This window comes from Pseudotabrizicola algicola (assembly GCF_010915705.1).
GTDB classification, from domain to species: domain Bacteria; phylum Pseudomonadota; class Alphaproteobacteria; order Rhodobacterales; family Rhodobacteraceae; genus Pseudotabrizicola; species Pseudotabrizicola algicola.
The window spans coordinates 471,078-489,220 of sequence record NZ_JAAIKE010000002.1 but is presented as its reverse complement, the minus strand read 5'-3'; the positions used below and the strand labels follow the sequence as shown (position 1 = coordinate 489,220).

General features: G+C 64.2%; 18 protein-coding genes. 15 read left to right on the top strand and 3 right to left on the bottom strand.

The window, feature by feature from the left end; genetic code table 11:
• Positions 1-4 precede the first annotated feature (4 nt).
• Positions 5-844 carry a 5-deoxy-glucuronate isomerase gene (locus tag G3572_RS08895; RefSeq protein WP_164610896.1) on the top strand — a complete coding sequence of 280 codons (840 nt, stop codon included), beginning with the start codon at positions 5-7 and terminating at the stop codon, positions 842-844.
• The gene (locus tag G3572_RS08890) at positions 841-1,680 is read left to right on the top strand and encodes a class II fructose-bisphosphate aldolase (RefSeq protein WP_164610894.1); all 840 of its coding nucleotides are present in this window, start codon (positions 841-843) and stop codon (positions 1,678-1,680) included. Before G3572_RS08895 ends, G3572_RS08890 begins: the two co-directional genes overlap by 4 nt.
• A gap of 2 nt (positions 1,681-1,682) precedes the next feature.
• On the opposite strand, the gene G3572_RS08885 is transcribed toward G3572_RS08890, so the two are convergent.
• Complete coding sequence (locus G3572_RS08885; RefSeq protein WP_164610892.1) at positions 1,683-2,927, bottom strand: L-rhamnose isomerase; 1,245 nt, start codon at positions 2,925-2,927, stop codon at positions 1,683-1,685.
• 11 nt (positions 2,928-2,938) lie between these two features.
• A complete protein-coding gene (locus G3572_RS08880) occupies positions 2,939-5,035 on the bottom strand; it encodes a bifunctional rhamnulose-1-phosphate aldolase/short-chain dehydrogenase (protein ID WP_164610889.1) in 2,097 nt (698 codons plus the stop codon).
• 162 nt (positions 5,036-5,197) lie between these two features.
• Here G3572_RS08880 and G3572_RS08875 point away from each other — a divergent pair, with 162 nt between their 5' ends.
• The 9 genes from G3572_RS08875 (at position 5,198) to G3572_RS08835 (ending at position 13,229) form a co-directional block, all read left to right on the top strand.
• On the top strand, positions 5,198-6,010 hold the full coding sequence (locus tag G3572_RS08875) for a DeoR/GlpR family DNA-binding transcription regulator (RefSeq protein WP_164610887.1): 813 nt from the start codon (positions 5,198-5,200) through the stop codon (positions 6,008-6,010).
• Positions 6,011-6,044: 34 nt separating this feature from the next.
• Positions 6,045-7,034, top strand: coding sequence for a rhamnose ABC transporter substrate-binding protein (gene rhaS, locus G3572_RS08870; RefSeq protein WP_164610885.1), 990 nt, complete (start codon positions 6,045-6,047; stop codon positions 7,032-7,034).
• A gap of 63 nt (positions 7,035-7,097) precedes the next feature.
• Positions 7,098-8,594, top strand: coding sequence for a sugar ABC transporter ATP-binding protein (locus G3572_RS08865; protein ID WP_164610883.1), 1,497 nt, complete (start codon positions 7,098-7,100; stop codon positions 8,592-8,594).
• A complete protein-coding gene (locus tag G3572_RS08860; RefSeq protein WP_164610880.1) occupies positions 8,591-9,559 on the top strand; it encodes an ABC transporter permease in 969 nt (322 codons plus the stop codon). Before G3572_RS08865 ends, G3572_RS08860 begins: the two co-directional genes overlap by 4 nt.
• Complete coding sequence (locus G3572_RS08855) at positions 9,556-10,533, top strand: ABC transporter permease (protein WP_164610878.1); 978 nt, start codon at positions 9,556-9,558, stop codon at positions 10,531-10,533. The genes G3572_RS08860 and G3572_RS08855 overlap by 4 nt, the downstream gene beginning before the upstream one ends.
• Complete coding sequence (gene rhaM, locus G3572_RS08850; RefSeq protein WP_205518674.1) at positions 10,533-10,847, top strand: L-rhamnose mutarotase; 315 nt, start codon at positions 10,533-10,535, stop codon at positions 10,845-10,847. The genes G3572_RS08855 and rhaM overlap by 1 nt, the downstream gene beginning before the upstream one ends.
• The gene (locus tag G3572_RS08845) at positions 10,844-12,199 is read left to right on the top strand and encodes an FGGY-family carbohydrate kinase (protein ID WP_164610875.1); all 1,356 of its coding nucleotides are present in this window, start codon (positions 10,844-10,846) and stop codon (positions 12,197-12,199) included. Before rhaM ends, G3572_RS08845 begins: the two co-directional genes overlap by 4 nt.
• 70 nt (positions 12,200-12,269) lie before the next feature.
• On the top strand, positions 12,270-12,629 hold the full coding sequence (locus G3572_RS08840; protein ID WP_205518648.1) for a hypothetical protein: 360 nt from the start codon (positions 12,270-12,272) through the stop codon (positions 12,627-12,629).
• A gap of 72 nt (positions 12,630-12,701) precedes the next feature.
• Positions 12,702-13,229 carry a copper chaperone PCu(A)C gene (locus tag G3572_RS08835; RefSeq protein ID WP_240335467.1) on the top strand — a complete coding sequence of 176 codons (528 nt, stop codon included), beginning with the start codon at positions 12,702-12,704 and terminating at the stop codon, positions 13,227-13,229.
• 55 nt (positions 13,230-13,284) lie between these two features.
• On the opposite strand, the gene G3572_RS08830 is transcribed toward G3572_RS08835, so the two are convergent.
• Positions 13,285-14,154, bottom strand: a complete 870-nt coding sequence (locus G3572_RS08830) for a MurR/RpiR family transcriptional regulator (RefSeq protein WP_164610870.1) — start codon at positions 14,152-14,154, stop codon at positions 13,285-13,287.
• Positions 14,155-14,331: 177 nt separating this feature from the next.
• On the opposite strand from G3572_RS08830, the gene G3572_RS08825 reads away from it, so the two are divergent.
• From G3572_RS08825 to G3572_RS08810, 4 genes are all read left to right on the top strand, one after another.
• A complete protein-coding gene (locus tag G3572_RS08825) occupies positions 14,332-15,099 on the top strand; it encodes an N-formylglutamate amidohydrolase (RefSeq protein WP_164610868.1) in 768 nt (255 codons plus the stop codon).
• Between the two features lie 3 nt (positions 15,100-15,102).
• Positions 15,103-15,609, top strand: coding sequence for a TRAP transporter small permease subunit (locus G3572_RS08820; RefSeq protein WP_164610866.1), 507 nt, complete (start codon positions 15,103-15,105; stop codon positions 15,607-15,609).
• A complete protein-coding gene (locus tag G3572_RS08815; protein WP_164610864.1) occupies positions 15,609-16,952 on the top strand; it encodes a TRAP transporter large permease in 1,344 nt (447 codons plus the stop codon). The genes G3572_RS08820 and G3572_RS08815 overlap by 1 nt, the downstream gene beginning before the upstream one ends.
• A 61-nt stretch (positions 16,953-17,013) precedes the next feature.
• Entirely contained in the window at positions 17,014-18,066 is a 1,053-nt protein-coding gene (locus G3572_RS08810; RefSeq protein ID WP_164610863.1) for a TRAP transporter substrate-binding protein, read from the top strand.
• Positions 18,067-18,143 lie beyond the last annotated feature (77 nt).

The following is an 18,143-nucleotide window of genomic DNA, read 5'->3' as shown; positions in this document are numbered from 1 at the left end:
CCCCATGCATATTGCCCCCCATGACAACCAGAACCGCCCGATCGTCGATCTGGATGATCCGGTGGTGCCGCTGGTCTATTTCAACATCCTGCGCCTGCGGGCGGGCGAGGTTTTCGACTATCGCACGCCGGGATATGAAACCTGCGTGGTGCCTGCCACCGGCACGGTGACGGTGGAGACGATGGGCGAGACCTTTGCCGCCATCGGCCAGCGCGGGGCGGATGTGTGGGATGGCGAACCCGAGGGGGTGTATGTGCCGCAGGACAGCGGTGCGCGGATCACCGCGCTTCGCGAGGCCGAGGTGTTCATCGCGGGGGCGAAGTTCCACGAGACCCTGCGCCCCTTTGCGGTGCGCGCCGACCAGATCGACATGGTGCAATACGGGTCCGATGACACCAAGACGCATCGCAAGATCAAGCACATCCTTGGCGCGGCCTATCATGACCGCGTGGGCCGCCTGCTGGTGTCCGAGCTTTACACCGTGGGCGCGGGGGGCTGGTCGGGGTTTCCGAGCCACAAGCATGACACCGACCGGCTGCCGGACGAGACGCGGCATGACGAATGTTACAACTTCCGCTTTCGCCCCGATTACGGGTCAGGTCTGCAGATGTTGCAGCGCGTCGATAACGAGCCGGGGGAGGCCTATCACATCATGGACCGCTCGACCGTGCTGATCGACAAAGGATATCACCCCTGCTGTGTGCTGCCGGGGTATGAGATGTATTACTTCACCATTCTGGGCGGGCAGAGCCAGCGCAGTCTGAAGCAGTATTTCCAGCCCACCCATGCGGCCCAGTTGCGCACCATTCCGGGGATCATGGACATGGTGGCCAAGTTCAAATGACGCGGGCCACGTTGCGCGATGTGCTGCGCCCTGCGGTCAAGGGGGGCTATGCCGTGCCGGGGCTGGTCTGTCTTGGCTGGGAGGATATGCGCGCCTATGTGGCCGCAGCCGAGGCAGAGCGGGCGCCGGTGATCTTGCAGGCCGGGCCGGGCTGCCGCGCGCATACGCCGCTGCCGGTGCTGGCGGCGATGCTGGGGCATCTGGCGGACCATGCCAGCGTGCCGGTGGTGATCCATCTGGATCATGGCACCTCGCTGGAGGAATGTCGCGCGGCGCTGGAGCTTGGCTTCACCTCTGTGATGTTTGACGGCTCGGCCCTGCCCTTGGCCGAGAACATCGACAAGACCGCGGCGGTGGCAACGCTGGCCCATGCGGCAGGGGCATCCTGCGAGGGGGAGATCGGCTTAGTCGGCTATGTGGGCGGGGCAGGGTCCGCGGGAACCGACCCCGAGGAAGCCGCGCGCTTTGCCTATGAAACCGGTGTCGATGCGATGGCGGTTTCGGTGGGCAATCTGCATCTGCAGCAAGGCGCGGGGCAGGGGCTCGATCTGGAACGGCTGCGGGCGATCGAGACGGCCACCCATGTGCCGCTGGTGATTCACGGCGGATCGGGCGTGCCGGCAGAGCAGCGCAGGATGCTTGCGGCGCAAAGCCGGATTGCCAAGTTCAACATCGGCACAGAATTGCGCATGGCCTTTGGCGCGGCGCTGCGGCAGGCGGTGGCGCGTGACCCGGAGCGGTTTGACCGCACCCAGCTGCTGCAAGAGACCGAAGCCCCGCTTTGTGACGCGGCCCGCGCGATCTTTGCCGGACTCGGGGCTTCGGGCCGCGCCTGAGATCAGCCGCGCTGGGCGACGCTGGTCTGATAGGTTGCGAGTCGGGCCAATAGGGCGGCCCCTGTCGGCACGTCGGCGCGGGCGCAGAATTCCTCCCACACGGCGGCGAAGGGCAGGTCTTTCGCCTCCTCCGTCAGGATCAGGCGGGTGGTGTAATCGAGCGCCTCTTCCGCCGCCTTCAGCCGGGCCTGTGGCAGCAGCAGCGCGCGCAGCAGCGCCTTTTGCATGTTGCGGGTGCCGATGACCCAGGCAGCGGTGCGGCTGATGGTGGCGTCGAAGAAATCGAGCCCGATATGCGTGCGGCCCAGAAGGTCGGCAAAGACCAGTTCCTGCGCCATCGCCAGAAGGTCATCGTTGAGCAGCACCACATGGTCACTGTCCCAGCGCACGGGGCGCGAGACGTGCAGGAGGAGTTCATCCACCGACAGCGCGACCGAGGACAGCTTGTCGGCCACGTTTTCGGTGGGATGGAAATGGCCCATGTCGAGGCAAAGGATAATGCCCCTGCGGATGGCATAGCCAAGGTAGAATTCATGGCTGCCCACGGTGCAGGATTCGACCCCGATGCCGAACAGCTTCGATTCCACCGCATCGCGCATCTGCGTCTTGGGGAGGGGCGTGGCCATCATCGCGTCGAGAGAGGCCTCCAGCCGCCGCCGTGCTGCCATGCGGTCCACCGGCGTATCCTTGGACCCGTCGGGCACCCAGACGTTGTTGACGACCGGACTGCCCAGCGCCGCGCCCATCTGTGCCGCGATCTCGCGGCTGCGCTTGCCGTGCTCGACCCAGAAATCGCGGATGCCCGCGTCGGGGTGCGACAGGGTGAGGTTGTCATCGGCCTTGGGGTGGGCAAAGAAGGTGGGGTTGAAATCAAGGCCAAGGCCCCGGGACTTCGCCCATTCCACCCACGGCGCGAAGTGGCGGTATTCGATGGCGTCGCGGTCGGGCGACTCGTCGGTATCCATATAGAAGGCGTGCAGGTTCAGCCGGTGCTTGCCGGGGATTTGCGCGTAGGCAAATTCCATATCGGCGCGCAACTCGGCCACGTTGCGGGCGCGGCCCGGATGGTTGCCGGTGGCCTGTATGCCACCGCCTGCGGTGCCGGACTTGCGCTCGAACCCCTTTACGTCGTCGCCCTGCCAGCAATGCATCGAGATGGGGATGGCCGCCAGTGCCGCCAGCGCGGCTTCGGTATCGACGCCCCAGTCTGCGAACTGCTGGCGGGCGGAATCGTATGCGTGTGCCATGCTGGCCCCCCTTAGCGCGTGAACGCTTCCTTGTTGCCCGCATCCACATTCAGGATGTTGCCGGTGGATTTGGCCGCCAGATCGGAGGCGAGGAAATACACCGCCTCGGCGATGTCTTCGGGCAGGACCGAACGCTTCAGAAGGGACCGCTGGCGATACATCTCTTCCAGCCCGTCCTTGTCGGTCTTGTAGGTGCTGGCGCGCTGGTCGAGCCATTCGCCGGACCAGATTTTCGAGCCGCGCAGCACGGCGTCGGGGTTTACCACATTCACGCGGATGCCCGCTTCGGCCCCTTCGAGCGCAAGGCATCGGGCAAGGTGGATTTCGGCGGCCTTGGCGGTGCAATAGGCGCTTGCGTTGGGGCTGGCGGCGAGGCCGTTCTTGGACGCGACAAACACCACCGAGCCGCCGATGCCTTGGGTGCGCATCAGGCGGAAGGCTTCGCGCGACACGAGGAAATAGCCGGTCGACAGGATGTCCATGTTCTTGTTCCACAGGGCGAGGCTGGTGTCTTCGATCGGCGCGGACGAGGCGATGCCGGCGTTTGACACCAGTATGTCGATGCCGCCGAATTCCACCGCCGCTGCCGCATAGGCGGCGGTTACCTGCGCCTCGTCTGTCACGTTCATCTGCACCGTGCGGACCACATCCTTGCCGTGGCGTCTGGTCAGGCTTTCGGCGGTATCGCCCAAAGCTACGGCGTCGATATCGGCCAGCATCACGCAGACGCCTTCGGTCAGCAGCCTTTCGGCGGTCGCAGCACCGATGCCGCCTGCGCCGCCCGTGACCAGCGCCACCCGCCCTGCCAGCGATTTCGGCTTGGGCAGGCGTTGCAGCTTTGCCTCCTCCAGCAGCCAGTATTCGATGTCAAAGGCTTCCTGTTCGGGCAGCGCCTGATAGGTGGAGACAAGGCTTGCCCCGCGCATCACGTTGATGGCGTTGACGTAGAATTCGCCCGAGATGCGGGCGGTGGCCTTGTCGAGCGCGAAGGTGATCATGCCCACCCCCGGCACCAGATAGACCACGGCGTTGGGGTCGCGCAGGGCGGGGCTGTTCTCGTGTTTGCAGCGGTCGTAATAGGCGGCGTAATCCGCGCGATAGGCGTCGACCGCGGGGGCCAGCGTGGCAAGGGTGGCGTCCAGATCGGGCGCGGCGGGATCGAAGGACACGACCAGCGGGCAGATCTTGGTGCGCAGGAAATGGTCGGGGCAGGAGGTGCCCAGCGGGGCCAGCGTTTCCAGCATGGCCGAACCGAGGAATTCGAGCACGGCGGGGCTGTCATCGAAATGCCCGACCTTGTGCCGGTCTTGCGAGATCAGCCCGCGGATCACTGGCATCAGACGGGCGGCCACCGCGCGGCGTTCCTCGGCGGGCAGGGTGGGGCGGGTCTGGCCGCCGAAGGCCGCTTTGCCCGCCGATTTCGCCGCCAGCCAGTCTGCCGCCTGATTGATCACGTCAAGCGTGGTCAGGTAGCAGTCTTTCGCATCATCGGCCCATGTGAACAGCCCGTGGCTTTCCAGAACACAACCGCGCGCATGGGGATTGTCGCGGCAGAACGCCTGCAGCCAGAGGCCGAGTTCAAACCCCGGTTTCTTCCACGGCAGCCAGCCGATGTCGGACCCGAAAATCTCGGCCGTCAGTTCCTTGGAGTTGACCGAGGCGGCGATGGCGATGATGGCGTCGGAGTGGACATGGTCGACATGTTTGCGTGGCACATAGGCATGGAGCGGTGTGTCGATGCTGGCCGCGCGCGGGTTCAGCGCGAAGGTGCAATGGGGCAGGTAGCCCACCATTTCATCCTCATGGGCCAAGCCGCGATAAAGGCCGGGCAGGGCGTTCAGCTTGTCCATGTAGAGGGTGGAAAACCCGTCCATCTTCATCGAGCCGATATCGCCGCCCGAGCCCTTGACCCACAGCACCTCGACCATCTGGCCGGTCAGCGGGTCGCGTTCCATCACCTTGGCGCTGGTGTTGCCGCCGCCGTAATTCGTCACCCGCTTGTCCGAGCCCAGAAGGTTGGAGCGATAGAGCAGCTTTTCCGACTCGCTCATCGTGCTGGCGCGGGTGTCATCCCACAGGTTTTGCAGACGGTTTCCGGTGCTGGTCATGAAATCCTCCTCGCCCATGGCGGCAAATGTGCCAGCGTGCGGCCTTTTGTCAATCATAAACGATCAACTCCAATCATTCTGCGGTGCAGAAAGATAAATGATGATCGAAAATGATTGACACTGAGCGATTCAGGTGGAGTATTGCGGGTCAGGGAGAACACGATGCACGAAAGCGAACGACACAGGGTGATACTTTCCGCGATCGAGGGGCGGCCCGTCGTGACGGTCGCCGATCTGGTCACGCTGACCGGATCGTCCGAGGCGACGATCCGGCGGGACATTGCCACGTTGCATGTGCAGAAAAAGCTGCGGCGGGTGCGCGGCGGGGCGGAATCCATCGCGCCGCCGCAATTCGTGGGCATCAATGCACGGCCGTTCAGCGTGAACGAAGGCATAAGGCTGGCGGAAAAGCGGGCGATTGCGCGGGCGGCGGTCGATCTGTGCGCGGATGGCGAGGCGATCATCATCAACGGCGGCACCACGACGTTCCAGATGGTGCATCCTCTGACCGCCAAGCGGTGTCAGGTGTTCACCAACAGCTTTCCGATTGCCGAGCATCTGCTGAAGCATTCCAAGAACACCGTGCTGCTGCCTGCGGGCGCGATCTACCGCGAGCAGAACATCATCCTGTCGCCCTTTGACGAGGATGGCAGCCGCCATTTCTACGCGCGGCGCATGTTCATGGGCTGTCGGGGGCTGGGTCCGCTGGGGTTGATGGAGGGCGATCCGCTGCTGGTGCAGGCCGAGCAAAAGCTGATCGGGCAGGCGGACGAGCTGGTGGTGCTGGCCGACAGCACCAAGTTTGCCGCGCGGTCGAGCCTGCTGCTCTGCGCACTGTCGCGCATCCATACCGTCATCACCGATGACGGCATCACAGACCGCGACGCCGCCATGCTGGAGGCTGCGGATATCAGGCTGATCGTGACGCAGGTGGGCGCCGCGGACAGAAGCGAGGACCGCGCGGGCGACGCCTGATGCGGAGGGGTAACGGCTCATAAGGGAGGAACTCATGGGCATTCTGAAGAAGGCACTGACGACGGCGGCGATTGCCACCGTGCTGATGGCGCAGACAGCGGCCGCGGAAAACGTAAAGATCGCGCTGGTGGTCAAGGCGCTGGGCATCGGCTTCTTTGAAGCCGCCGCCAAGGGCGCGGAAGAGGCTGCGGCGGAACTGGGCGATGTGGAAATCATCTACACCGGCCCGACCAGCACCACTGCCGAGGGCCAGATCGAGGTGATCAACGCCCTGATCGCGCAAGGCGTGGATGCGATTGCGATTTCGGCCAATGACCCCGACGCGGTGGCCCCGGCGCTGCAACGCGCGATGGATCGCGGCATCACGGTGATTTCGTGGGATTCGGGCGTGGCGAAGGAAGGCCGCCAGATGCACCTGAACCCGTCGTCCAGTGCGCTGATCGGGAACACCATCATCAAGCTGGCGGCCGACCATATCGAAGGCACCGGCGATGTGGCGATCCTGTCGGCCACCTCGACCTCGACCAACCAGAACATCTGGATCGAAGAGGCCAAGAAGGTGCTGCCGAACTATCCGAATGTGAACCTTGTGGCGACGGTTTACGGCGACGATCTGGCCGACAAGTCCTATCGCGAGGCGCAGGGCCTGATGGCGACCTATCCAAACCTGAAGGCCATTATCGCGCCGACCACGGTGGGGATTCTGGCAGCCAGCCAGGCGGTGACCGATGCGGGCAAGATCGGCGAGATCAACGTGACCGGCCTCGGCCTGCCTTCGGAAATGGCGGGCGCGGTGGAATCGGGCGCGACGATCAGCTTTGCGATCTGGAACCCGATCGATCTGGGCTACGCGGCGACCATGCTGTCTTACAATCTGGTCAAGGGTGCAACGGCAGAGCCGGGCGCATCCATCCCGATGGGACGGATCGGCGCGGCGGTGCTGGATGAAAACAACGAAGCGGCCATGTCTGACCCCTTCACCTATGACAAGTCGAACATCGAGCAGTTCAAGTCGATCTTCTGATCTGTCACTTGCCCCGGCTGGCTGCTTCCCCGGCCGGGGCCTTTGCCTTCAAAGGAATCCGTGATGAATCCCGTCCTGTCGCTGCGCGGCATTTCCAAGTCATTTCCGGGGGTCAAGGCGCTGAGCGAGGTGCAGCTTGATCTTTATGCAGGGCAGGTGACCGCCCTGATCGGCGAAAATGGCGCAGGCAAATCCACCATCGTGAAGGTGCTGACGGGGGTGTACCAGCCCGACGCGGGGCACATCACGATGGGCGGGGCCGAGGTGCAGTTCCCGACCGCGCAAGCGGCGAGTGCGGCGGGCGTGACGGCGATTCATCAGGAGACGGTGCTGTTTGACGAGATGACGGTGGCCGAGAACATCTGGCTGGGCCATGCGCCGCGCACCCGGTTCGGACTGATCGACCGGCGCGCGATGCGCGAGGGCGCGGTGCGGCTGCTGGAGGGGATCGGGGCGAGTCTGAACCCCGATCTGCGGCTGCGCGATCTGGGGATTGCGTCGAAACATCTGGTGGCCATCGCGCGGGCGCTGTCGATCGATGCGCGGGTGGTGATCATGGACGAGCCCACGGCGGCGCTGAGCCACAAGGAGATTCACGAGCTTTACGAACTGGTCGAAAAGCTGAAGGCGCAGGGCAAGGCGATCTTGTTCATCAGCCACAAGTTCGACGAGATTTTCCGGATTGCCGACCGCTATACCGTGTTCCGCGATGGCCAGTTCGTCGGCGAAGGCGCGATGGAAGATGTGACCGAGGGCGATCTGGTGCAGATGATGGTGGGCCGGTCGGTCGACCAGATCTTTCCGCAGCGCGCCCGCAACATCGGCCCGCCGGTGCTGACGGTTTCCGGCTACAGCCACCCCACCGAGTTTGCCGACATCGGCTTTACCCTGCATCGCGGCGAGATTCTGGGGTTCTATGGTCTTGTCGGGGCCGGACGGTCCGAGGTGATGCAGGCGCTGTTCGGGATCACCAAGCCTTCGAAGGGCGCGACGCGGATCGATGATCAGGTGCGGGTGATCCGCTCCACCTCCGAGGCGATTGCGGCGGGCATCGTCTATGTGCCGGAAGATCGCGGCAAGCAGGGCGCGGTCAAGGGCCTGCCGATTTTCCAGAATGTCACCCTGCCGTCGCTGCCCCGCACGTCGCGGGCAGGTTTCTTGCGGCTGGCCGAGGAGTTCAGGCTGGCGCGGGAGTATACGCAGCGGCTGGACCTGCGCGCCGCCAGTCTGGATCAGGATGTGGGGCTCTTGTCGGGGGGCAACCAGCAAAAGGTGGTGATCGCCAAATGGCTGGCGACCAAGCCGCGCGTCATCATTCTGGACGAGCCGACCAAGGGCATCGACATCGGGTCGAAGGCGGCGGTGCATGAATTCATGGCGGAACTGGCCGCCGAAGGGCTGGCGGTGATGATGGTCAGTTCGGAAATCCCCGAGGTGCTTGGCATGTCGGACCGGGTGATCGTGATGCGCGAGGGCCGGATCGTGGATGAGGTGACGGGCGAGCGGATGACGCCCGAGGTGCTGGTGCGCGCGGCGGCCGGATTGGCGGTGGCGGCATGAGCCTGCTGAGATCCCGCGAGGCGCTGCTGGCGCTGGCCATTCTGGTGCTGATCGGCGTGGTGGCAGCGCGGTTTCCGGCCTTTGTGCGGCCTGCAAACCTTGCGAATGTGTTCAACGACACCTCGCCGCTGATCATTCTGGCCATCGGGCAGATGATCGTGATCCTGACGAAGTGCATCGACCTTTCGGTGGCGGCGAACCTTGCGCTGTGCGGGATGGTGGCGGCGCTGATGAACGGCGCGGGCGTGCCGCTGGCGCTGATCCTGCCGGGGGTGATCCTGCTGGGCGCGGTCCTTGGTGCGGTGAACGGGGTGCTGGTGTGGAAGCTGGGTATCCCCTCCATCGTGGTGACGCTGGGCACGATGACGATCTTTCGCGGTTCGATCTTTCTGATGACCGGCGGGCAATGGGTCAACGCGCATCAGATGAGCGATGCGTTCAAGGCGCTGCCGCGCACGGTGTTGCTGGGTCTGCCGGTGATGAGCTGGATGGCGATTGCGCTGATCGTTCTGTTCACCGTGGTGCTGACCCGCACGGCGCTGGGCCGGTCGTTCTATGCGGTGGGCGACAATCCGCATGCGGCGGTCTATGCCGGTATCAACGTGGGGCGCACCCAGTTCGCGGCCTTTGTGATCTCGGGCGCGCTGGCAGGGCTGGCGGGGTATCTCTGGGTGGCGCGCTATGCGGTGGCCTATGTCGATATCGCGGGCGGGTTTGAACTCGATGTGGTGGCCGCCTGCGTGATCGGCGGCATCGCGATTGCCGGCGGGGCGGGCACGGTGACGGGGGCGGTGCTGGGCGCGCTATTCCTTGGCGTCATCAAGAATGCCCTGCCGGTCGTCGGCATCTCGCCCTTCTGGCAGATGGCGATTTCCGGCGCGGCCATCGTGCTGGCCGTGACCTTCAATGCCACCCAATCGCGCGCATCCGGCCGCATCATCCTGAAATCAGCCGAGGCAAGATGACCCGCTCTCCCCGTATCCTGCCCGACCGGCTGCAATCCCCCGCGGCGCGTGCGCTGCGCAGTTGGGAGGCAATTCTGGTGGCCGTGGCGATTGCCGTCTTCGTCACCAACAGCTTTGCCTCGCCCTATTTCCTGAACGCATGGAACCTGTCGGACGCCACCTTCAACTTCACCGAAAAGGCGCTGATCGCCTTTGCGATGGCGATGCTGATCATTGCGGGCGATATCGACCTGTCGGTCGCCTCCATCATCGCGCTCGCCTCTACGGCGATGGGGGTGGCGATGGCGGCGGGGGCGGATACGCCCGTGCTGGTGCTGGTGGGGATCGGGACGGGGCTGCTCTGCGGGGTGATCAACGGGGCGCTGGTGGCGGGGATGGGCCTGCCATCCATCGTGGTGACCATCGGCACCATGAGCCTGTTCCGCGGCATCGCCTATATCGTTCTGGGCGACAAGGCCTTCACCGGCTATCCGGCCAGCTTCAAGTTCTTCGGGCAGGGCTATGTCTGGTGGGTTATCAGCTTTGAGCTTGCGCTGTTCGCGGTGATGGCGGTGGTCTATTACCTGCTGCTGCACCGCACCAGTTTTGGCCGCGCGGTCTTTGCCATTGGCAACAACGCCACCGCCGCGCAGTTTTCCGGCATCCGCGTCGCGCGGGTGCGGTTCATCCTGTTCCTCCTGACGGGCGTGATGAGCGGGATTGCCGCCGTCTGCCTGACCTCGCGCCTCGGCTCTACCCGACCGTCGATTGCGACGGGATGGGAGTTGGAGGTGGTCACGATGGTGGTGCTGGGCGGGGTCAGCATCCTTGGCGGGTCGGGCAGCATTCCGGGCGTGGTGCTGGCGGCGCTGATCATGGGGATGGTGACCTTCGGCTTCGGCCTGCTGAACGTGCCGGGAATCGTGATGAGCATTTTCCTTGGGGTGCTCCTGATCGGTGTGATCGCGCTGCCCCGTCTGCTGCGGAGGAGATGATGCAGAAATATGCGTTCAAGATGCGGCTGCATCCGGGGGCAGAGGCGGAATACACCCGCCGCCATGACGAGATCTGGCCGGAACTGGTGGCCTTGCTGAAAGAGGCGGGCGTGCAGGATTATTCCATCCATCTGGACCGCGAAAGCCGCATCCTGTTTGGCGTGCTGTGGCGGCGTGATGACCACCGGATGGACGATCTGCCGGCCCATCCGGTGATGCAACGCTGGTGGGCGCATATGGCCGATCTGATGGAGACGCACCCGGACAACGCGCCGGTGGCAGAGCCCTTGGTGACCGTGTTCCACATGCCATGAAGCACGCGGCGATCATCGACATCGGCAAGACCAATGTGAAACTGGCCTTGGTCGATCTGGACAGCCTGACCGAGGTGGCGGTGCGCACGATGGCAAACCGGGTGCTGCCCGGCCCGCCGTGGCCGCATTTCGACACCGGCGCGCAATGGGCCTTCCTGCGCGACGGTTTGCGCGCGCTGGCGGCGAGCCATCGGGTCGATGCGATCTGCGTCACCACGCACGGGGCCTGTGCGGCGCTGCTGGATGCAGGGGGAAACCTTGCCGCGCCGGTGCTGGATTACGAACATCCGGGGCCGGAGACGTGCCGGGCGCAGTATGATCTGATCCGCCCGCCCTTTGCCGAAACCGGAAGTCCGGCGCTGCCGCTTGGCCTGAACCTTGGCGCGCAACTGTTCTGGCAACTGCGCGAGGATGCCGGATTGCGCGACCGTATCAGCCATGTGGTGATGTGGCCGCAGTTCTGGGGCCATCTGCTGACCGGTCAGGTGGCAAGCGACATCTGCTCGCTGGGCTGCCATACCGACTTGTGGACTCCGGCGCGCGGCGATTTTTCCAGCCTGCCCAAGGCGCTTGGGCTGGATGGGAAAATGGCCCCGCCACGGGCGCCCGGTGACAGGCTTGGCACCCTGCGCCCAGAGTTGCAGGCCGAGCTTGGTCTTGGCCCGGTGCCGGTTCTGGTGGGTCTGCACGACAGCAATGCATCGTTGTTGCCGCATCTTCTGGGGCGGCAGGCGCCGTTTGCCGTGATCTCGACCGGAACATGGGTGGTGTCGATGGCGGTGGGCGGGCGGCCCGTGGCGCTTGACCCGTCGCGCGACACGCTGGTGAATGTCAATGCGTTCGGGTCCGCCGTGCCTTCGGCGCGGTTCATGGGCGGGCGGGAATATGATCTGATACAGGCCGGTCGTCCCGCCAGCGCCAAGGAGGGCGACTCAGATCAGGTGCTAGCCTCGGGGCTTATGCTGTTGCCTTCGGTGGTCAGCGACAGCGGCCCGTTTCAGGGCCGTGCGCATCGCTGGACCAGTGCGCCGCAGACTGATGCGCAGACAGAGGTCGCCTTGGGCTATTATCTTGCGCTGATGACGGCGGAATGTCTGGAGGCCATCGGTGCCGAGGGACCAAGCATTGTCGAGGGGCCTTTTGCCGCGAACCCGTGGTTTTGCGGCATGTTGCGCGCAGCCACCGGACGGCCTGCGCTGATTTCGACGGCGCGCACCGGCACGGCGGTGGGCGCGGCGATGCTGCTGCAACGGGCCGAGACCGTGGCAGAGGCCAGCGCAGACCGCGCGCCCGACCCGCGGCAGGAAGCCTATGCGCGGCTTTGGCGGGCGCGGGTGACGGCGGGGCCGTGATCCTCTGCGGTTGGCGACACTCTGTCCTGTTGAACAGCGGCGCGATCTGCGACAAAAGGCACGGATGGTCTTGTCACCGATCATAAGGTTGCGCCGTGTGGCGCTGGTTGCCCTGCTGGCGCTTGCCTTGGGCATCATCGGCTTTGGCCATCGGACGCCCTCGCAACAAGATGCCGCGCTGCAAGGCTTTCTGACGGCAGGCTTTGCCTTGCCGGATCTGTGCGGCAGCCTGGGCGATGATCCGTCAGGTCTGCACGATCCTTGCCCTGTCTGCACGCTTGCGGGCAGCGCCCTTGTGCCCGCCGATGTCAGCCATCCCCGCGCGGCCGAATTGCGCATGGCCGCCGCCGTTTTCGGCCCCGCCCCGCCGCGCGCCGTGGTATCGGGGCCAGATCCCGCCCACGCCCCGCGCGCGCCACCTTTGGCCTGAGCCTGTCTGTTCACGTTCAACACACGCTCTGACGGCCGGCAGAAGCCGTGCCTTTGCCAATAGGTTACAACCATGACCCTGTTTTCTTCCTTCCGAACCCTTCTGTCTGTGCGGGCTGTCCAAGGCCCGATGCTGGCGATCTGCGCCGCCCTGATGCTGGCACCCGGTGCCAATGCCCACGGCGTGACCGTCGGTGATCTGGAGATCATCCACCCGCATATCCTTGCCCCGATTGCCTCGGCCAAATCGGCGGGCGGCTTCATGGGCATTTCAAACGAAGGCGACACCGCCGACCGGCTGATCGGCATCGAAGTGCCGTCGGTCAAACATGCCGAACTGCACACCACCGAGCATGGCGCGGATGGCGTGGCGCGGATGATGCATCTGGACGCCATCGACATCCCCGCCGGAGAGACGGTCCTGCTGGAACGCGGCGGTCTGCACATCATGTTGATGGGCCTGACCGAACCGCTGGTCGAAGGCCAGATGGTGCCGGGGGTGCTGATCTTTGAACGTGCGGGCCGGGTCGAAATAGAATTCAGCGTCGATCCCTCGGATGCCGCTGACGATCACGCCGACCATTCCGCGATGGGCCACTGACAAAGCGCCCGCCTAAATCCTGTTGATCCCCTGCCGCCTTGCGCGTGACAGGGGGTCAGCGATACCGGCGGAAGAAGCGGGAACGGTCATAAAGGGTTTCCAGCCGCTTCATCCGCCCTTCTGTTTCGCCCCATGTCCTGCTTTGCACGGAGGCGAGCAGCGTTTCGACCAGCACGAGGATCGAGACGGTCGAATCCCATGCGGACGGTGCCTCGATATGGCAGGTCAGCGTGTGGCGGGCATGGGCGGCGGCGGGGCTGACCCAACGGTCGGTGATGACAACAACCTCGGCCCCCTGTTCCACCGCCAGTTCCACCAGTTGCAGCACCGAGTTTTCATAGCGGCGGATGTCGAAGGCGACCAGCACATCGCCCGGTTTCATATCCAGAAGCGCGGGCGGCCATGTGTTCGACATGTCGGAAAGCAGCGTGACCTCGGGGCGGACCACCTTCATCAGCGACACGAGATAATCGGCATGGGCATGGGTGATGCGCCCGCCCATCGCAAAGATGCGGCGTGACGGGTCGGCCAGCAGGGCGACCACCGCATCGAACACCGCGTGGTCGATCTGGCTGAGCGTGGCCTGAAGATTGGCGACCACCGCATCGGCAAAGCGGTTGAGGATATGGGTGTCGGGCACGCCCCCGGCCCAGCGGTCATGTTTGACGAGCGGCGATTCCAACATCGCCCCCACCTCGCCGCGCAGCGCGGCCTGATAATCGGGATAGCCGCGATAGCCCAGTTTCTGGCACAGGCGCACGACGGTGGGGGTAGAGACTTCGGCGGCCTGCGCCAGCGCGGTGATAGAGCCCAAGGCCGCCACCGGATAATGGCGCAGGATATGGGTGGCGACCTGCCGCTCGGCCCGCGTCAGATCGGGCAGGGCTGCGCGCATCTTGTCTTCGACGCCAAGGGGAAGGTCCATTTCCATGCCTTTCCTGTCCGTTTTCTGCCCGCATCATGCCGTGTGCTGCGGGATGTGGCGACCACTCTGCTAGATTTCAGAAATTATTGTAACAGAAATTGTGCAGAAGAAAAATTCTTGACAGAGGCAGGGTGCATCAGGAAGCCTAGGGGCGGCGACAAGGGGGCCGAGTCACTGATGAGCCTGCATTCCATCCAGTCTGATTTCGCGGCCCATGTCGAAAACCGCGACGCCGCCGGGGCGATTCTGCTGGTCTGCGAACACGCGAGCAACGCCTTTCCCGCGCCGTGGGGCAGCCTTGGCCTGACCGAGGCGCAGCAGGCCGCTCATGTGGCATGGGACCCGGGCGCGCTGGACCTGTCGCGCGCTTTGGCGCGGCGTCTGGATGCGGCCTTGGTTCATGCCCCCGCAAGCCGCCTGATCTATGATCTGAACCGCGGGCCGGACCGCGCCGATGCGATGGCCGAGCGGTCTGAGGTGCACGACATTCCCGGCAACAAGGGGCTGAGCGCAGAGGACAGGCTGCACCGCACCGAGGCGCTGTATCTGCCGTTTCACAACGCCCTGCACGCCGAGATTGCGCGGCGTCTGGCGCTTGGGCGGGTCACGGTGCTGGTGACGATCCATTCTTTCACGCCGGTCTATCATGGCCGCCCGCGCAGCGTGGAATTCGGCGTGATCCATGATGCCGATGACCGTCTGGCGCGCGCCATTGTCGAGGCAGCGCAGCGTGGCACGGACCTTGCCTGCGCCTTGAACGAACCCTATTCCGCCGCCGATGGTGTCACGCATACGCTGCGCCTTCAGGCCACGCCCTATGGTCTGGCGAATGCGATGCTGGAAATCCGCAATGACCTGATTGCAACGTCCGAGATGGCCGAGGCGATGGCGGACAGACTTGCGCCGGTGCTGCAATCCGCGCTTGCCGCCGTGGCGGAGGTCTGAGCGATGCCGAGGATTGCCAAGGGCTTTGTGCGGCTGGTCGACAGGTTCAATTACGGCGTGGGGCGGATGGCGATGTATCTGCTGTTCGTGCTGATGGGCATCCTGATGTGGTCCACCATCAGCAAGGCGGCGTTCACCCCCTCGCTCTGGACGCTGGAGATGGCGCAATTCGTGATGGTGGCCTATTTCGTGCTGGGCGGACCCTATGCGATGCAGATGGGCAGCCATGTGCGGATGGACCTGTTCTACGCCAAGCAAAGTCCGGTGCGGCAGGCCTGGTGGGATGCGATCACCGTGCTGGCACTGATCTTCTATCTGGGCGTCATGCTGTGGGGTGCGATCGACAGCACGATGTATTCGCTGCAATACAACGAACGCAGCCCGACCGCGTGGCGGCCCTATCTGTGGCCGATCAAGGTGATCCTGTGCGTGGGCTTTTTCCTCATGCTGCTGCAGGCGCTGGCCGCGCTGACCCGTGACGTGGCCACCATCCGCGGGGAAACCATCTGATGCCCTACGAGATGATCGCCGCGCTCATGTTCTCGACCATGCTGCTCATGATGATGACCGGGCAGCGGGTGTTCGGGATCATCGGCTTTGTTGCCGTGGTTGCCGCGCTTGCCCTTTGGGGGCAGGGCGGCGAGCAGATGGGCTTTTCCGCCACCATGAAGCTGATGCGCTGGTATCCGCTGCTGTCGCTGCCGATGTTCGTCTTCATGGGCTATGTGATGAGCGAAAGCCGCCTTGCCGATGACCTCTATCGCATGTTCCACCTGTGGTTCGGCCGCGTGCGGGGCGGTCTGGCGGTGGGGACCATCCTGCTGATGGTGCTGATTTCGGCGATGAACGGTCTGTCGGTGGCGGGCATGGCGATCGGGTCCACCATCGCGCTGCCGGAGCTTTTGCGGCGCGGCTATGACAAGCGCATGGTGACCGGCGTCATTCAGGCCGGATCGTCGCTGGGCATCCTGATTCCGCCTTCTGTGGTGCTGGTTCTGTATGCGATGATCGCCCGCGCCCCCGTGTCGGAGCTTTGGCTGGCCGGGCTGGTGCCGGGGCTGCTGATGGCGACGATGTTCATCGTCTACATCCTGCTGCGCAGCCGCTGGCAGCCGTGGCTGGCCCCCGCGCTGACAGAGGAAGAGATGGCGCAGATCACCCGCGCCGAAAAGCTGCGCAGTCTGCGCGCGGGGCTTTTGCCCTTCGTCATCTTCGGCGCGATGATGCTGCCCTTCATCTATGGCTGGACCAGTCTGGTGGAAAGCAGTGTGATCGGCGTGGCGGCCACGGTCACGGGCGCGGTCATCAAGGGCACCTTCACGCGAGCCGTGTTTGAAACCGCGACGCGCAACACGCTCGGCATCACCTGCATGTTCATGTGGGTGATCCTTGCCGCGCTGTCCTTTGGCGCGGTGTTTGACGGCCTGGGCGCGGTCAAGGCGGTGGAGTCGCTGTTCGTCGACCGCCTGCACATGGGGCCGTGGACCATCCTGATCCTGATGCAGCTGTCCTTCCTGCTGATGGGCATGTTCCTGGACGATACCGCCATGCTGGTGATCGTGGCACCGCTCTATGTGCCATTGGTCGCCATGCTCGATTTCGGGATGCCGCGTCTGGATGTGCTGGTCTGGTACGGGGTGCTTTACACCATTACCTGCCAGATCGCCTATCTGACGCCGCCCTTCGGCTATAACCTGTTTTTGATGCGCGCCTTTGCTCCCAAGGAGATTAGCATGGGCGATATCTACCGCTCGGTCACGCCCTTTGTCGGGGTGATGGTGGTCACGCTGGGGCTGATCATGGCCTTTCCGCAGATCGCCCTGTGGCTGCCGCATCTGGTCTATCGAAACTGAGTTCTGAATCGAGGCGCGGACATAACCGCGCCCGCCCACCCACCAACAAGAGGTATCACAGATGACGACATCAAGACGTTCCTTCCTGACAAAAGGCGCTTCGCTCGCCGTGGGCGCCGGAGCCGCCACGCTGGCAGCACCCGCCGTCACCCGCGCACAGGATGTGATCAAGTGGCGTATGCAGACCTATGCCGGCGCGGCCCTGGGGGAGGAGGTCGTCAAACCTGCCGTCGATGCCTTCAACCGGATGGCGCAGGGCCAGATGGAGATTGAACTGTTCTACGCCGATCAGCTTGTCCCGACCGGAGAGCTGTTTCAGGCCATGCAGCGCGGCACCATCGATTGCGTGCAGTCGGATGACGACTCGATGGCATCTCCCACCGAGGTGACCGTGTTCGGCGGCTATTTCCCGCTGGCGCTGCGCTACAGCCTCGATGTGCCGGCCCTGTTCAACAAATACGGGCTGAAGGAGATCTGGGAAGAGGAATATGCCAAGGTGGGCGTCAAGCACATCTCGGCGGGCGCATGGGACCCGTGCCACTTTGCCACCAAGGACCCGATCAACAGCCTTGCCGATCTGCAGGGCAAGCGCATCTTCACCTTCCCGACCGCTGGCCGCTTCCTGACGCAGTTCGGCGTGGTGCCGGTCACCCTGCCGTGGGAAGACATCGAGGTTGCGGTGCAGACCGGCGAGTTGGATGGCATCGCATGGTCGGGCATCACCGAGGTTTACACCGTGGGCTGGTCGAATGTGACCAACTACTTCCTGACCAACAACATCTCGGGCGCGTGGATCGGGCATTTCTTTGCCAACATGGACAAGTGGAACGCCCTGCCGCCGCACCTGCAGGAAATGCTGGCCACCTGTTTCGAGCAGTCGCATTACTACCGCCAGCACTGGTATTGGGCCGGCGAGGCCGATCTGCGCCTGAACGGTGGCAAGCTGCAGCTGACCACGATTCCCGACGAGGAATGGGCCACTGTCGAGGAGGCCGCCGTCAAGTTCTGGGACGAGATCGCCGCCGAATCCGAAGTGAAGGCCAAGGTCGTGGAGATCTTCAAGCAATACAACGAGGTGCAGAACAAGGCCGGGCGTCCGTATCGCTACGGCTGAGCCCTGCACTGCGACAGCTTCGGGGGCGCATCCATTGCGCCCCCTCATTTGCAAGAATATGATCAAAAACGGACAGA

Coding starts and splice junctions, on each gene's coding strand:
- G3572_RS08820 (WP_164610866.1), top strand. CDS start 15,103: ATGCCGAGGATTGCCAAGGGCTTTGTGCGGCTGGTCGACAGGTTCAAT.
- G3572_RS08890 (WP_164610894.1), top strand. CDS start 841: ATGACGCGGGCCACGTTGCGCGATGTGCTGCGCCCTGCGGTCAAGGGG.
- G3572_RS08810 (WP_164610863.1), top strand. CDS start 17,014: ATGACGACATCAAGACGTTCCTTCCTGACAAAAGGCGCTTCGCTCGCC.
- G3572_RS08860 (WP_164610880.1), top strand. CDS start 8,591: ATGAGCCTGCTGAGATCCCGCGAGGCGCTGCTGGCGCTGGCCATTCTG.
- rhaS (WP_164610885.1), top strand. CDS start 6,045: ATGGGCATTCTGAAGAAGGCACTGACGACGGCGGCGATTGCCACCGTG.
- G3572_RS08875 (WP_164610887.1), top strand. CDS start 5,198: ATGCACGAAAGCGAACGACACAGGGTGATACTTTCCGCGATCGAGGGG.
- G3572_RS08855 (WP_164610878.1), top strand. CDS start 9,556: ATGACCCGCTCTCCCCGTATCCTGCCCGACCGGCTGCAATCCCCCGCG.
- G3572_RS08815 (WP_164610864.1), top strand. CDS start 15,609: ATGCCCTACGAGATGATCGCCGCGCTCATGTTCTCGACCATGCTGCTC.
- G3572_RS08830 (WP_164610870.1), bottom strand. CDS start 14,154: ATGGACCTTCCCCTTGGCGTCGAAGACAAGATGCGCGCAGCCCTGCCC.
- G3572_RS08825 (WP_164610868.1), top strand. CDS start 14,332: ATGAGCCTGCATTCCATCCAGTCTGATTTCGCGGCCCATGTCGAAAAC.
- G3572_RS08880 (WP_164610889.1), bottom strand. CDS start 5,035: ATGACCAGCACCGGAAACCGTCTGCAAAACCTGTGGGATGACACCCGC.
- G3572_RS08895 (WP_164610896.1), top strand. CDS start 5: ATGCATATTGCCCCCCATGACAACCAGAACCGCCCGATCGTCGATCTG.
- G3572_RS08885 (WP_164610892.1), bottom strand. CDS start 2,927: ATGGCACACGCATACGATTCCGCCCGCCAGCAGTTCGCAGACTGGGGC.
- G3572_RS08845 (WP_164610875.1), top strand. CDS start 10,844: ATGAAGCACGCGGCGATCATCGACATCGGCAAGACCAATGTGAAACTG.
- G3572_RS08865 (WP_164610883.1), top strand. CDS start 7,098: ATGAATCCCGTCCTGTCGCTGCGCGGCATTTCCAAGTCATTTCCGGGG.
- G3572_RS08835 (WP_240335467.1), top strand. CDS start 12,702: ATGACCCTGTTTTCTTCCTTCCGAACCCTTCTGTCTGTGCGGGCTGTC.
- rhaM (WP_205518674.1), top strand. CDS start 10,533: ATGCAGAAATATGCGTTCAAGATGCGGCTGCATCCGGGGGCAGAGGCG.